The following is a 14,482-nucleotide window of genomic DNA, read 5'->3' as shown; positions in this document are numbered from 1 at the left end:
GCCCATTTTCTGCCTGCGCTGACCGCTCCTTGAGCCGGCGCGGGACGCCCCGCCCAACCGGATCAATGCAGACCCATGGACAAGACCTACCAACCGAACGCCATCGAGACGCGCTGGTACGAGCGCTGGGAATCCGACAACCGCTTTGCGCCATCAGGCCAGGGCGAGAGCTTCTCATTGGTCATCCCGCCGCCCAACGTTACCGGCTCCCTGCACATGGGCCATGCCTTCCAGGATTCCATCATGGACACCCTGGTCCGCTGGCGCCGCATGCAGGGTCGCAACACCCTGTGGCAGGTAGGCACCGACCACGCCGGTATCGCCACCCAGATGCTGGTCGAGCGCAAGGTCGCCGCCGAAGAAGGCAAGACCCGCCATGATCTCGGCCGTGAAGCCTTCACCGACAAGATCTGGGAGTGGAAGGAAGAGTCCGGCGGCAACATCACCCGCCAGCTGCGTCGCATGGGCACCAGCATCGACTGGAGCCGCGAACGCTTCACCATGGATGACGGCTTCTACAAGGCGGTGCAGGAAGTCTTCGTGCGCCTGCACAAGGAAGACCTGATCTACCGTGGCAAGCGTCTGGTCAACTGGGACCCGACCCTGCACACCGCGATTTCCGATCTCGAGGTCGAGAACCGCGAGCAGCAAGGCAGCTTCTGGCACTTCCGCTACCCGCTGGCCGATGGCGTCAAGACCGCCGATGGCAAGGACTACGTCATCGTCGCCACCACGCGCCCGGAAACCCTGCTGGGTGACACCGGCGTGGCCGTCAATCCCAAGGATGAGCGCTACGCGAGCCTGGTCGGCAAGTTCATCGAACTGCCGCTGGTCGGTCGCCGCATCCCCATCGTCGCCGATGAACACGCCGACATGGAAAAGGGCTCCGGTTGCGTCAAGATCACCCCGGCCCACGACTTCAATGACTACGAAGTCGGCAAGCGTCAGGGCCATCTGCTGATCAACGTGATGAGCCAGGATGCCACCATCCTGGAGCGCGCCGAGATCTATGACCTCCAGGGCCGTCCGCAGCCCCAGGAAGACGCCAGCCTGCCGGGGGCCTACGCCGGCCTGGATCGCTTCGTCGCCCGCGAGAAGCTGGTCGCCGACATGGACGCGCTGGGCCTGCTGGAGCAGGTCGAGGCCGTCAACAACACTCTGCCGCACGGTGACCGCTCCGGCGATGTCATCGAGCCGCTGCTGACGGACCAGTGGTTCGTGGCCGTCGAGGAGCTGGCACGCCCGGCCATCGAAGCGGTCGAGAACGGCGACATCGAGTTCGTGCCCAAGAACTACGAGAACATGTACTTCGCGTGGATGCGTGACCTGCAGGACTGGTGCATCTCGCGCCAGCTGTGGTGGGGCCACCGCATTCCGGCCTGGTATGACAACGACGGCAACGTCTATGTCGGCCGCAATGAAGAAGAAGTCCGCGCCGAGAACCACCTGGGTGCCGACGTCGAACTACGTCAGGACGAAGACGTCCTCGACACCTGGTTCAGCTCCGCGCTGTGGACCTTCGGCACCCTCGGCTGGCCGGCGGATACGGAAGAACTCAAGACCTTCCACTCCACCGACGTGCTGGTCACCGGCTTCGACATCATCTTCTTCTGGGTGGCGCGCATGATCATGTTCACCCTGAAGTTCAAGGGTGAAGTGCCGTTCCGCAAGGTCTATGTGCATGGTCTGGTGCGCGACAGCCTCGGTCAGAAGATGTCCAAGTCCAAGGGCAACGTCCTCGACCCCATCGACCTGATCGACGGCATCGGTCTGGATGAGCTGGTCGAGAAGCGTACCGGCAACATGATGCAGCCCAAGAAGGCCAAGGCGATCGCCAAGGCCACACGCAACGAGTTCCCGGAGGGCATCGAACCTCACGGCACCGATGCGCTGCGCTACACCCTGCTGTCACTGGCCTCCACCGGGCGTGACGTGAAGTTCGACATGGGCCGTCTCGATGGCTATCGCAACTTCTGCAACAAGCTGTGGAATGCGGCACGTTACGTGCTGATGAATGCCGAGGACCAGGATTGCGGCGTCAACGGCGAAGCCGTCGAGCTGTCGCTCGCCGATCGCTGGATCATCGCGCGCCTGCAGCAGACCGAGCAGCAGGTCACCCGCGCGCTGGAAGAGTTCCGCTTCGACCACGCCTCCCAGGCGCTCTACGAGTTCATCTGGAACGAGTACTGCGACTGGTATCTGGAGCTGTCCAAGCCGGTTCTGTGGGACGACAACGCCAGCATCGAAGCCAAGCGCGGCACACGTCGCACCCTGGTGCGCGCCCTCGAGACCATCCTGCGTCTGATCCATCCGATGATGCCGTTCATCTCCGAGGAGATCTGGCAGCGTATCGCACCGCACGCCGGCAAGCCGGTGGAAGGCGAGAGCATCATGAGCCAGGCGTGGCCGCAGGCCGAAGCCGACCGGATCGATGAGCAGGCCATCCGCGATATCGAGTGGCTGAAAGGCATCATCATCGCCATCCGCAACGTGCGCGGCGAGCTCAACCTGTCACCTGCCAAGCCGCTGGAAGTCTTCCTGCAGAACGGCGCAGCTGGTGATGCCGAGCGCCTGGAAGCCAACCGCCTGTTCCTCTCCAAGCTGGCACGTCTGGAAAGCATCACCTTCCTGGCGGCAGGCGACGAAGCCCCGATGTCCGCCATCCAGCGCGTCGGTGAGCTGGAAGTGCTGGTGCCGATGGCAGGCCTGATCGACAAGGAAGCCGAGCTCAAGCGCATCGACAAGGAGCACGAGAAGCAGCAGAAGGTCATCACCGGCCTCGAGAACAAGCTCGGCAACGAGAAGTTCGTCGGTCGTGCACCGGCTGATGTGGTCGAGAAGGAGCGCGCCAAGCTGGCCGATGCCCAGGCGGAACTTGCGCTGCTGGAAAGCCAGCGCGTCAAGATCGAAGCGCTGTAAGTCACGCTCGCGCTTCACGCAAGCAAAAGCCCCCTGCACCGAACGGTGCAGGGGGCTTTCTCGTTTCTGGCAGCCCGCTCGCGAGTCGCCATCCCGAACGCGCCGAGCAATTACTCGGCGGCACCCTCCAACGGCATGAAGGTCGCCAGCAGATAGCCGGTGTCATCCATCACCCGCAGCCGAGCGCTCTCACCACTGCCGATGATCTGATAACTGGCCACTTCCTCGAGCATGCGATTGAAGGCGTTGGACTGCTCGGGGTTGGGGCACATCTTCATGGTCGAGGCCAGCGGACCGATATCCAGCGTCTGACGCGACTCATCCAGCACCACCGGCCCCATCAGGCGGTTGCAACCATTGCTGCCGACCAGGCGCAGACGATCATCCTCCTCGTCTGCCAGCTGCTGCTGGCTGGGGGGCTGTAGCAGGAAGTTGGCGGCCTCTTCACCGGTATCCGTGGCGGAGAAACTCCATTGGGTGCCCACCAGGGCAGGGGCATCCGATGATGCACCGCCCTGCGGATGCTGTGTCATGGCCGCGCAGCCAGCCAGCAAGGAGATAGCGAACCCCACGGAGGTATAACGCGATAGACGACGCACGGTAACAGACATGGATGACTCCTGTGGCGCCCGTCGGTGGCACTGCCGGCAACGGCAGTCACCCGACAGACGGAAAGAACGATGGGTAAGGAACGGACATGGCAGCAAGAGTAGCGATCATGCGCACGGCTGTCATGAACGAAAGGCCCTCACGACATGCGCTTGAGTGTCACCTTCCGGACTGCGCCAGCTTGCCACAAGCGCGATGGACGCAACCATCTGTCCACCTCGTCAACTTTGAAAACAGTGTTTTCAAAGCGGTGCCTGCTCTAGAATTTCGACCAGATCACCACTCAGCGTCGCCTGCCCCGAGTCCTCTGACCACCGAGCTACGGACCTGAGTGAGCCTGTCCCGACATGAGCCCCGCAGAGCTGACACGACATGACTCCCGCTGCCCCCGATACCCCTTCCTTGCACGCCGCTGATACTGCGCCTTTACAGCGAGTCAGTGGTTCGCAGCAGGCCCCGCACGTGCAACCCTCGCCCCCGCCCCGCCCGCTCAGGACGCAGACGGGATTCAACCTGCGACGGCTGGTGCTCCTGAATGCGCTGGGAGTGGCGCTGCTGGCGTGCTGGTGGATACCGGCGCTGGATTTCTGGCCCACTCTCGACAGCGATGTCTTCTGGGGCTTCAACCAGTTCATCACACCGCTCAATCCACGCTGGGACACGCTGCTCGGCATTCTGAACACGCGCGCCTTCGACGCCGTGGCCTTCGCCATGATGGGAGTATTGTTCTGCTGGGCGATGCTCAATGATCAACAGCCTGCCCGCTACCGCCGCTGGACCAGCATCGGCATCACCATGCTGCTGACGGCGGGCCTGCTCTCGCTGTTCGTGCTGCGCGCCATCAGCTATGGCCATGCCAGCCCGACGCGATTCTTCAGCCACGCACAGCATCTATCCGAACTGGTGTCCTTCAAGACCAAGGACTCGGCGTCGAACAGCTTCCCGGGGGATCACGGCCTGATGCTGATGGTATTCGCGAGTTTCATGCTGGCCTTCGCACCGCGCCGCATCGCCCTGTGCAGCCTGGCGTTCGTGGTACTGCTGAGCGCTCCACGGATCATGGTTGGCGCTCACTGGGTCAGCGATGTCTATCTGGGCTCGCTCAGCATTGCACTGATCGCGTTGCCCTGGGTGCTGTGCACACCACTAGCGACCACCATTGCCCGTGGCATGGAGAACGCGCTGGCCCGATTGAAGCAGCGCTCCTGATCAAGAGCAGCACTCGTGAAATGGCAGGGGGAAAAGCGGAAACGAGCGCATGTCAGCCAACGAGGGGTGTCCGCGAGAAAGGGCTGGAGTCCTTGTGGTGCCGCTTTTCCTGGCGGTCATCCTCCTTGTCGCGAGCGCCCTCCTCCATGGCCTCTGCCTTGCCAAGTCCGCCGCCGTCATTGCCGGGAGGTGGAGGGCTGACATCGGCCGTGGCAAAGCCTGTCATCTCATGTTCCCCACCGGCCACCACCTGATCACGCCCATTGTGCTTGGCGTGATACAGCCGCCTGTCGGCCAGCTGCATCAGCTCATCCAACGAATCGACTTCATGACTGATGGAAACGCCGATGGAAACCGTGATCGGTACCGGCGTGCCGGCGAAGACCGGAGGGGATTTGGCCAGCAGGGAGCGCATGCGTCCCGCCACGGAGATGGCTTCGGTACGCCCGATGCGCGGCAGCAGCACCAGGAACTCCTCTCCCCCGACACGTCCGGCGCGATCGCCCTGACGTAGTGTGGCCGTCAGCAGGCGGCCCAGATGGCGCAGTACTTCATCACCGACGGCATGACCATGCAGGTCATTGACGCGCTTGAAGTTGTCGGCATCCAGCATCAAGACCGCACAGGGCACTCCGTCACCCCACCAGTCCTCGGCATGGCGCAATATCTGGCGGCGATTGAGCAATTCGGTCAACTCATCACGACTGGCATCCTTCAGATACTGGCGCTCGAAGTGTTCGGTAAGCGCCAGCATGCGCCACAGGAAGGTGACCATCATCAGGAAGACCGCGAACAGGTTGGCAGACTGCAGCATCCAGGCCCGCAAGAGTTCTCCCTCATACAGTACCGGCGAGACCATCAATGCCGAGACAGCCGCCATGAACAGCATCAGCGTCGTCACCACACGAATGCGCGGCGCCAGCGGTGCCAGATGAATACCGGCCATCACGATGAAGAAATAGTACTCATAGCCCGCCGAGAGCCCGAAGCAGAAAACCGAGAGCCAGGCCATCAGCGTCAAGGCGCTCATCATCAGGGCCAGGCCCAGCGTCAGCTGATGCGCCCGATGCATCATCACGCCCAGCACGGACACGAGTGCCATGATGCCGCTGACGAATGCCAGCCGCGGCTCGTTGAAGAGAGTGAAGAAGGGAACCCACATCACGAAGAGGCCCATCAGCATCAGATAGACCCAAAGATAGGCATGGTAGAAACGACGATGCTCCACGGCGAGCAATCGTGGTTCATGACGTAGCCAGGCACTTGTGACTCTTGGCATCAGGCAGTCCTTGCCAGCTAGGCAGTGTCCGCGTGGCAGTCCCTCACGCGAGTGCAGAAGGTGCAACATCGCGGCAGGCGGGCAGCAGGAAAAAGGAAGAAGGTATACCTGCCTGCCGCGATGACACTCCACTAAGGCCGAGCACGATATGTCACACATCATGCTACGGGGCTTATGAACTTCATTACATCATAAGCCCTGCTGGGCGATGCACCAGTCGTAATTCGGCTATTGCGTTGCCTGGATGCGACGCTTACGCGCACGTCAATATGCGACCTTGCTTGCTTACCAGCTGCCAGTATTGCTCATGGAGGCCCAGGGTTCCTGCGGCTCAAGGGCGTCACCGGCCTGCAGCAGCTCCAGCGAAATCCCATCCGGGCTTTTCACGAACGCCATGTGGCCGTCACGCGGCGGGCGGTTGATGGTCACGCCGTTGTCCATCAGATGCTGACAGGTAGCGTAGATATCCTCGACGCGATAGGCCAGATGGCCGAAGTTGCGCCCACCTTCGTATTCCTCCGGGTCCCAGTTATGGGTCAGCTCCAGCATCGGCGCCTTCATCTCACGGGCTCGTTCGGCATCCTGCGCGGCTGCCAGGAAGATCAGCGTGAAGCGGCCCTTCTCGGAATCCTTGCGCGAGATCTCGACCATGCCGAGCAGGTCACAGAAGAAATGCAGTGAAGCGTCGACATCACGGATACGCAGCATGGTGTGCAGATATTGCATGGATCACTCTCTTGAACGGTGGCTGAGGCAACACTGAAGATGGAAAAGGCGTGGCCGAGCGTAGCGGGCTCGGCGCAGGGATATTCTAGACACGCGACTGCCGCGCGACGAGTCTCCTCGCGGCACGGCAGTGTGGCGATGCATGCACCCTGCTGCTGGCGTCTCGCGCCATCAGGCGATGCGTGAACTGCGCTCCAGGCGTACGGGCACCGCCTTGGAGGATGGCGTGCCAGTATCAGCGCCGTGACTTTCCAACGCGACCAGTACGTTGGTTTCGGGATAGTAGGCCCCGATGCAACCGGCCGGGATGTCGTACTCGACCAGACGGAACTGCGGCGCACGCCGTTCGCTGCCGTCCGGACGCGGCTCACCGAGCATGTCGACCCAATCACCATCGGCCAGCCCCAGTCGCGCCAGGTCTTCGCCATTGATGAAGATCACCCGCCGCTGACCGGATACGCCACGATAGCGGTCGTTGTAGCCGTAGACGGTGGTGTTGTACTGATCGTGACTGCGCATGGTCTGCAGCGTCAGCCAGCCGTCACGCTGCGCCAGCTGTTGATGTATCACCGACTCTGGCAGCGGCATGTGCGAGAACTCGGCCAGGCCGCTGGAGGTCCGGAAGGCAAGCTCGCGCACCGGATTGGCAAGGTGGAAGCCGCGCTTGTGTGCCAGTCGTGCATTGAAGTCCGCGAAGCCGGGGATGACCGCCGCGATCTCGTCACGGATCAGATCATAGTTCTCGCTCAAGGCCTGCCAATCGACCGGATCACGGACACCTCGCGCCGGCAGTACGCGCGCCAGGGTGGCACGCGCGATCGCCGCGATGATGCCGGGCTCGGAGCGCAATTCAGGGCTGGCCGGCGCCTTGATACCGACGCTGGAGTGCACCATCGACATCGAGTCCTCGACGCTGATGTGCTGGGAAGCCACCTGTGAGGAACGATCGATCTCACTGCGACCGAGACACGGCAGAATCAGCGCATCGGTCTGCTTGCCCATCACCAGATGACTGCGATTGAGCTTGGTGCTGATCTGGACGTTGAGCTCGAGGTTGCGCATCGCGGCCTCGGTTCGCTCGCTGTCCGGCGTGGCACGCGTGAAGTTGCCGCCCAGCGCGATGAAGGTCTTCGCCTTGCCCTGCTCCAGCGCCGCCAGGCTCTCCACGGTGTTGTAGCCCGGCGTACGCGGCATGCTGACGCCGTAGCGCGCTTCCAGCGCATCGATCAGCCAGGTGGGCGCCTTCTCGTCGATGCCCATGGTGCGATCGCCCTGGACGTTGGAATGACCACGTACCGGACAGGCCCCGGCACCGGGGCGACCGAAGTGCCCCCCGAGCAACAGCAGATTGACGATCTCCCGCACACTCTGGACGGCATGCAGATGCTGGGTGATGCCCATTGCCCAGGTGCAGATGACGTTGTCGGCGCCAGCGAAGATGGCTGCCGCCTCCTCGAGCTGAGCGCGCGTCAGGCCGGACTGGTCCTCGAGGGTTGCCCACTCGGTCGACTCGACCAGCGCCTGCCAGTCCTCGACGCCCCGGGTATGCGCCTCGATGAAGCTGGCGGCGCGCGTGAATTCGCCCCGCGCCTCCATCGCGAACAGCGCCTTGGCCATGCCACGCACCGCCGCCATGTCGCCGCCCATGCGCGGCTGGTAATAGCGATGGCTGATGGGCTGGCTGGAGAGGGTCATCATCTCCAGCGGCGACTGCGGGTCGGCAAAGCGCTCCAGCCCCCGCTCACGCAGCGGATTGAAGCTGACGATGCGCGCGCCACGCCGTGAGGCACGCCGCAGATCGCCCAGCATGCGCGGGTGATTGGTGCCGGGGTTCTGACCGAACACGAAGATGGCATCGGCATGCTCGAAGTCCTCCAGCAGCACCGTGCCCTTGCCGACGCCGAGGCTCGCCTTCATGCCGACGCCGCTGGCCTCGTGGCACATGTTGGAGCAGTCGGGGAAGTTGTTGGTGCCGAACAGACGCACGAATAGCTGGTAGAGATAGGCCGCCTCGTTGCTGGCACGCCCCGAGGTATAGAACAGCGCCTCATCCGGCGACGACAGCGCGCTGAGATGCTCAGCGACAAGCGCGAAGGCCGCGTCCCAGCTGATCGGAATATAGCGATCACTGGCCGCGTCGTAGCGCATCGGCTCGGTCAGGCGGCCCTGATCCTCGAGCATGAAGTCGTCCCAGCCCAGCAGCTCCGTGACGGTATGCTGAGCAAAGAAGCGCGGTGTGACACGCTTGGCGGTCACTTCCCAGGCCACCGCCTTGGCACCGTTCTCGCAGAATTCGAAGGAGGAGCCGTGTTCCGGGTCCCCCCAGGCACAACCCGGGCAGTCGAAGCCCTTGTCCTGATTGGCCTTGAGCAGGGAGCGCACGCTCTTCCACGGCGCCCTGGAGTGACTGACATGCTGACCGACGCTCTTGAGCGCGCCCCAGCCACCCGCCGGCCCGGAATAGGCGGCAATGCGCGGATGACGCGTCTGTTGCGCATCCTCACGGGGCAGGCTGGCAGACGCCGGCTCGGGCGTCTCGATCTCGGGGGCTGCAGACTCGGTCATGTCAGGGTCCAGTGGCTAGAAGGAACAGGAGCTAGGATAAACAGGGGCGATCAGCGTGACCGCTGAGCAGTTCGAGTCGACGCCCGCGGTGGGCACAGACCAGATTTAGGTCGCAGGCGCGGGCGGTCTCGACGGCGAGGCGCGAGGGCACCGCGAGGGTGATCAGGGTCGGAATGCGCGCACGGATTGTCTTCTGCACCAGCTCCAGGCTGCAGCGGCTCGACACCAGCAACGCCTCGGGCCACACACCGCTGTCGAGACTCATGCCGATCACGCGGTCCAGCGCATTGTGGCGACCGATATCGGCGCCCTGCGAGATCAGACCCCCTTCGGCGTCCAGCCCCAGCGCCAGATGCATGCCGCGGCGCGTGGCGCGCTCCAGACGTTCCAGCCCGCGCATCAGTGCATAGGGCGCCAGCGCTGCCCGTGGCGGCAGACGCATGAGTCCCGCCATCAGCTCCGCTTCGTCCTGCACGCCACAGGCGCCGCAGCTCGAGACACTGCTCTCACGTCGCTGATGCCGCTCGGCCTTGCGCGCCAGCGAGTCACTGACCTCAAGACGCACCGCCAGCCCATGACGCAGCCGCGAGAGATGGATCGCCAAGACCTCGTCACGCTGCGTGATCCAGCCCGCCGTGAAGGCATGCCCCAGCGCCAGTGGCTCAAGGGCCTCTGGGCTGGCCAGCAAGGTGCCCATCGCGGTGTCATTGAGCGCCAGACTCACCGGCAGCTCCGATGGGCCATCCAGCTCGCGCAGCGGCACCTCGCGGGCGTCCGCGTAGCCTGCAGCGCCTGGCGCTTGTTGATAGAGCGAATCTTTCATTACGGCTCTCCGTGGCGCAGAGGCGTGGCGAGAATGGTGCGCGCAACCCTCACCCTACCTCTGCGCAATATGGGAACATCCTACCGTCATGCCGTGAGGGCGACCAATTGAACCGAGCCGCCAATTGATAGAAACCGCCAATGAAGATGGCGTCATGCCGGTGACAGGCACGCGGGCCATCGCGGTGGGCGAGAAATTCGCACGCGAGTCGCGTAAAATGCGTCGCCGACCCTTGAGGGTGCTCCTGCTGACGCGATATCACCCGCTCGCCGGCCGCTCTCATCTCTCGATCATCCTGCTCCGGATTTACGTTCCGGCCCGCATGAGGACCTTCGCATGACCGACACTCCCGACCTGACTGCCACGCCTGATCAGGCCAGCACCCCGCAGCTGACCAGCACGACTGCCTCCGCCCGCCCCAGCCCGCTGGCGCCACAGCATGTGGTCTGCGCGCTCTACAAGTTCGTCACCCTCGAGGACTTCGAGGCGCTGCGCGACCCGCTGCTGGCGGTGATGCACGAGCACGCCATCCGCGGCACCCTGCTGCTGGCCCGCGAAGGCATCAACGGCACCGTGTCCGGCTCACGCGCCGGCATCGATGCGCTGCTCGCCTGGCTGACCAGCGACCCGCGCCTGGCCGAGCTCGACACCAAGCAGTCACTGGCCGAGCAGGCACCCTTCCTGCGTGCCAAGGTCAAGCTCAAGCGCGAGATCGTCACCATGGGCGTCGAGGGCATCGATCCGCGTCACACCGTCGGGACCTATGTGGAGCCGAAGGACTGGAATGCGCTGATCTCCGATCCTGAGGTGCTGCTGATCGACACGCGCAATGACTATGAAGTGGAAGTGGGGACCTTCGCCGGAGCCGTCAACCCGAACACCACAGCCTTCCGTGATTTCCCGGACTACGTCTCGCGTGAGCTGGACCCGAAACAGCACCGCAAGGTGGCGATGTTCTGCACCGGCGGCATCCGCTGCGAAAAGTCCACGGCCTATCTCAAGGAGCAGGGCTTCGATGAGGTCTATCACCTCAAGGGCGGTATCCTGAAGTATCTGGAAGAGGTGCCCGAGGAAGAGACCCTGTGGCAGGGCGAGTGCTTCGTGTTCGATGAACGCGTCACCGTCGACCACCAGCTGCGCCCTGGCCAGTACGACCAGTGCCATGCCTGCCGTCTGCCGATCACCGAGGAAGACAAGCAGAGCGAGCGCTACCAGAAAGGCGTCAGCTGCCCGCGCTGCTACGACAAACTGAGCGATGCCCAGAAGGCGCGCTTCGCTGAGCGCGAGAACCAGATTCGTCTCGCCAGAGAGCGTGGCGAAGCTCATCTGGGCATGGACGCCGTCGCCCAGATGCAGGCACGCCGGGATGCCAAGCAGCAGCAGCGTGAAGCCGCCCGCCGTGCCGCGCTGGAAGCCAGCAAGAAGGCCAGCGAGAAGTCCGGCAAGTAGATCTGCCAATAGATCTGCAAGCAAGCCGGCAGGAAGCGCTGATAGCAGCCAACGCCGCTTTCGCTATCCGAACACCCCGTCTCGACGGGGTGTTCTGCGTTGCAGGCTCGCTCAACCGGCCACACCCGATGGCTGAGGTAACGAACGCAGCAGCTCAAGCACGGCCTCCAGCCGTCGGCTACGCTGCTGACCACTGCGCCACAACAGCCCGACCGTCTCGCCCTCCCCGGGCAGTCGGCGCGCGATCAGCTTTTCACCAAGCCGCGAATCGGCCAGGTTCTCCGCCAGCACGCTGACCCCCAGACCAGCCTCCAGCATCACGCCGAGGCCGGAAATCGAATTGGCCTCCAACAAGGGCGAAGGCTGCAGCCCCAGCAGCTCGAACTGCTGATTGAGGCGTCGCCGCTGCTGCATCTCCGGCGTCAACAACACCAGCGGATAGTCACGCAGACACTCCCACTGCGGCGCGTCGGGCAGGCGGAAATGCGCCTGACTGGCGATCAGGGCCGAATGTTCCTGATAGAGCGGTCGACAGGCGAAGCCGCTCATGGCCGGCGCCGCGGGGTAGCCGACCGCGAGATCCAGCTCGCCATCCTCGAGTCCCTGGGCCAGCGATGACGTCGACAGCTCGCGCAGGCGCAGCGAGAGCTGTGGAAAGGCCTCGCGCAGCCGCGGCAGAAACTCGCCGACCGCCGCCAGCGCCGACGGCACCACGCCCAGTGACAGGCGGCCGGTCAGCACCGCGTCCGGCGACAGGTCTCCCTTCAGTTCATCCAGTTCGGCAAGAATGCGCCGTGCGTGGGTCAGCACGCGCTCCCCTTCCGGTGTGAAGCCCTCGAAGCGGTGACCGCGTATTATCAGCGCCGTGCCCAGCTCCTCCTCGAGCTGCTTGAGGCGTGCCGACAACGTCGGCTGGGTGACATGGCAGACTCGCGCTGCGCGACCGAAATGGCGCTCACTGGCCAGCGCGACCAGAAAACTCAACTGTCGATGATCCATGTCGGGCCCTTGGCTCGCGGTGGAGGGAGTGACGCACGCCGGGGACGCATGCCGTCAGCGGTATGATGACGCAAGGCGGCCCGTCAGTCAGCACGCCTGCATGTCTGCATGTCTGCATGTCTGGCGATCAGACACGAAAACGCCCGGCGCGATGGCCGGGCGTTGGATATCACCACTATCCGGGGCGTCGCCTATTGAGCGGCGTCCTGGACAGCTTCGCCAGCGTGCTCGACATCCTGGCCAGCACCGTCAACGGTGTTGCAGCCGGAAAGCGCTGCCAGAGTGAAGAAAGAGGCGAAGATGAGTGCAATGGTGCGGGACATGGTCATGCTCCTTGCGGTAGTGAATATCGAGAAATCTCATGAAGACGCCAGTTCCTGCGCCTCTCCCCTCATACCTTGGGCCGCCCCATGGGCTTTCAAGGGGTGAGATTCATGTTTTGTTCACTCACCGCCCATGTCATGGACAGTGCCATCAACTGGCCGATTCCTCGATGGAACCCCCAAGGTGTTCGAGATCTTCCCCGAAACCTTCCACGGTATTGCAGCCACCCAACAGCAGGCCGAACAGCAGCGCGGTGCCAGTCATCATCATGAATCGTCGCATGGGCATTCCTCTCTCTCGGGCAATCAGCTGGCGGCGTTGTCGATCGAACCGCCCAGATGCTCCAGGTCCTTGCCGAAACCGGCCACGGTATTGCAGCCGGCCAGACTCACACTGGCCACCAACAGGGCAGCCACCATCAAACGCGTCATTCTCATCACTTCCCTTCCTGATCAACGGCCAACGAAGGTGAGACACCCTCACTGGCCGAAGGTGCCAACACTCAACGATTTACCAGCAGAATCTTGCCCAGCGCCTCGCCGGATTCCAGCAGCTCGTGCGCCTTGGCCACGTCACGGAAACTGAACTGGTGCTCGTCGAGCAGCGGACGAACCGCACCGGCCTCCAGCATCTCGCTCAAGGCATTGAGCAGCTCCGGCTGGTCGTCCATGCCGATACCGGTCAGCAGCGGCACCGAGCGGAAGATGACGTGCAGCGACAGGTTCTTGGCGTGCAGCTGGGTCAGATCGTGGGTCGAGCGGGTATTGATGGAGCACAGACGGCCGGAGGTCGCGGTGGCCTCGATGGAGCGATCCAGGTTATCCCCACCGACGGTGTCGAAGACTAGATCGAAGCCACGCCCGGAGGTCAGGCGAGTCACGTAGTCCGCGACCGCTTCCTCGCGGTAGTTGATGATCTCGTCGGCGCCCAGCTGGCGCGCCAGATCCGCCTTGGCTTCGCTGGACACGGTGGTGGTGACATGCGCGCCGAGATACTTGGCGATCTGTACCGCGACATGGCCGACGCCGCCGGTGCCGGCGTGGATCAGCACGTGCTCGCCTTCCTTGACCTGACCGCGCGAGACCAGCGCTGTCCAGGCCGTCAGGAACACCAGCGGCAAGGCCGCGCACTCTTCCAGCGTCAGCGCCGCCAGGCTCGGGCGCTTCACGATCACCCGGGTGTCGGCGATCATGTAGTCCGCCAGAGCGCCCTGCCAGCCCTTGACGCCACCGGCACAGCCCAGCACTTCATCCCCGACGGAGAAGTCCGTCACGCCTTCGCCGACGGCATCGATCACCCCGGAGACATCGCCATTGAGAATGGCCGGGAATTCCGGGTGCGACTTGACCAGCCCGCTGCGCAGCTTGGTCTCGATGGGATTGATGCTGGAAGCCGTCACCTTGATACGCACCTGCCCCCGCGCCGGTGTCGGGGTCTCCAGTTCGCGCTCGGCGAACACTTCGGGACCGCCGTACTGCTCGATGACCATGGCTTGCATGAGGAAAGACTCCTGAACGATGAAGGAAGAGACGCCATAGCCGGGCTCGGCGCCATCATGAATAGGGGGTGAGCGGCATGCC

General features: G+C 63.6%; 13 protein-coding genes. 3 read left to right on the top strand and 10 right to left on the bottom strand.

The window, feature by feature from the left end:
• The first annotated feature begins 75 nt into the window (after window positions 1-75).
• Complete coding sequence (locus AC5WNI_RS01480) at window positions 76-2,919, top strand: valine--tRNA ligase (protein WP_175090028.1); 2,844 nt, start codon at window positions 76-78, stop codon at window positions 2,917-2,919.
• A 110-nt stretch (window positions 2,920-3,029) separates the two neighbouring features.
• Here AC5WNI_RS01480 and AC5WNI_RS01475 read toward each other — a convergent pair whose 3' ends face one another.
• Window positions 3,030-3,530 carry an META domain-containing protein gene (locus AC5WNI_RS01475; protein ID WP_487885857.1) on the bottom strand — a complete coding sequence of 167 codons (501 nt, stop codon included), beginning with the start codon at window positions 3,528-3,530 and terminating at the stop codon, window positions 3,030-3,032.
• A 460-nt stretch (window positions 3,531-3,990) separates the two neighbouring features.
• On the opposite strand from AC5WNI_RS01475, the gene AC5WNI_RS01470 reads away from it, so the two are divergent.
• Window positions 3,991-4,737 carry a phosphatase PAP2 family protein gene (locus AC5WNI_RS01470; protein WP_487885856.1) on the top strand — a complete coding sequence of 249 codons (747 nt, stop codon included), beginning with the start codon at window positions 3,991-3,993 and terminating at the stop codon, window positions 4,735-4,737.
• Window positions 4,738-4,789: 52 nt separating this feature from the next.
• On the opposite strand, the gene AC5WNI_RS01465 is transcribed toward AC5WNI_RS01470, so the two are convergent.
• The 4 genes from AC5WNI_RS01465 to AC5WNI_RS01450 form a co-directional block, all read right to left on the bottom strand.
• Window positions 4,790-6,016 carry a GGDEF domain-containing protein gene (locus AC5WNI_RS01465; RefSeq protein ID WP_487885855.1) on the bottom strand — a complete coding sequence of 409 codons (1,227 nt, stop codon included), beginning with the start codon at window positions 6,014-6,016 and terminating at the stop codon, window positions 4,790-4,792.
• Between the two features lie 285 nt (window positions 6,017-6,301).
• Complete coding sequence (locus AC5WNI_RS01460; RefSeq protein WP_175090031.1) at window positions 6,302-6,742, bottom strand: VOC family protein; 441 nt, start codon at window positions 6,740-6,742, stop codon at window positions 6,302-6,304.
• 171 nt (window positions 6,743-6,913) lie between these two features.
• Window positions 6,914-9,307: an FdhF/YdeP family oxidoreductase gene (locus tag AC5WNI_RS01455; RefSeq protein WP_487885854.1), complete on the bottom strand. Its 2,394-nt coding sequence runs from the start codon at window positions 9,305-9,307 to the stop codon at window positions 6,914-6,916.
• Between the two features lie 31 nt (window positions 9,308-9,338).
• Window positions 9,339-10,130, bottom strand: coding sequence for a formate dehydrogenase accessory sulfurtransferase FdhD (locus tag AC5WNI_RS01450; RefSeq protein WP_175090033.1), 792 nt, complete (start codon window positions 10,128-10,130; stop codon window positions 9,339-9,341).
• A 336-nt stretch (window positions 10,131-10,466) separates the two neighbouring features.
• Between AC5WNI_RS01450 and trhO the strand changes: the two genes are divergently transcribed.
• The gene (gene trhO / locus AC5WNI_RS01445; RefSeq protein ID WP_285460569.1) at window positions 10,467-11,579 is read left to right on the top strand and encodes an oxygen-dependent tRNA uridine(34) hydroxylase TrhO; all 1,113 of its coding nucleotides are present in this window, start codon (window positions 10,467-10,469) and stop codon (window positions 11,577-11,579) included.
• A gap of 111 nt (window positions 11,580-11,690) precedes the next feature.
• On the opposite strand, the gene AC5WNI_RS01440 is transcribed toward trhO, so the two are convergent.
• The 5 genes from AC5WNI_RS01440 to AC5WNI_RS01420 form a co-directional block, all read right to left on the bottom strand.
• On the bottom strand, window positions 11,691-12,578 hold the full coding sequence (locus tag AC5WNI_RS01440) for a LysR family transcriptional regulator (RefSeq protein ID WP_285460570.1): 888 nt from the start codon (window positions 12,576-12,578) through the stop codon (window positions 11,691-11,693).
• Window positions 12,579-12,769: 191 nt separating this feature from the next.
• The gene (locus AC5WNI_RS01435; protein ID WP_043333217.1) at window positions 12,770-12,901 is read right to left on the bottom strand and encodes an entericidin A/B family lipoprotein; all 132 of its coding nucleotides are present in this window, start codon (window positions 12,899-12,901) and stop codon (window positions 12,770-12,772) included.
• Window positions 12,902-13,052: 151 nt separating this feature from the next.
• Entirely contained in the window at window positions 13,053-13,184 is a 132-nt protein-coding gene (locus tag AC5WNI_RS01430) for an entericidin A/B family lipoprotein (protein WP_107335644.1), read from the bottom strand.
• Window positions 13,185-13,207: 23 nt separating this feature from the next.
• On the bottom strand, window positions 13,208-13,339 hold the full coding sequence (locus AC5WNI_RS01425; protein ID WP_084589348.1) for an entericidin A/B family lipoprotein: 132 nt from the start codon (window positions 13,337-13,339) through the stop codon (window positions 13,208-13,210).
• A gap of 65 nt (window positions 13,340-13,404) precedes the next feature.
• On the bottom strand, window positions 13,405-14,400 hold the full coding sequence (locus tag AC5WNI_RS01420) for a zinc-dependent alcohol dehydrogenase family protein (protein ID WP_487885853.1): 996 nt from the start codon (window positions 14,398-14,400) through the stop codon (window positions 13,405-13,407).
• Window positions 14,401-14,482: the final 82 nt, after the last annotated feature.

It is taken from the genome of Cobetia sp. PDI-12MA, assembly GCF_059507695.1.
This window is presented reverse-complemented; position numbering and strand designations above follow the sequence as displayed.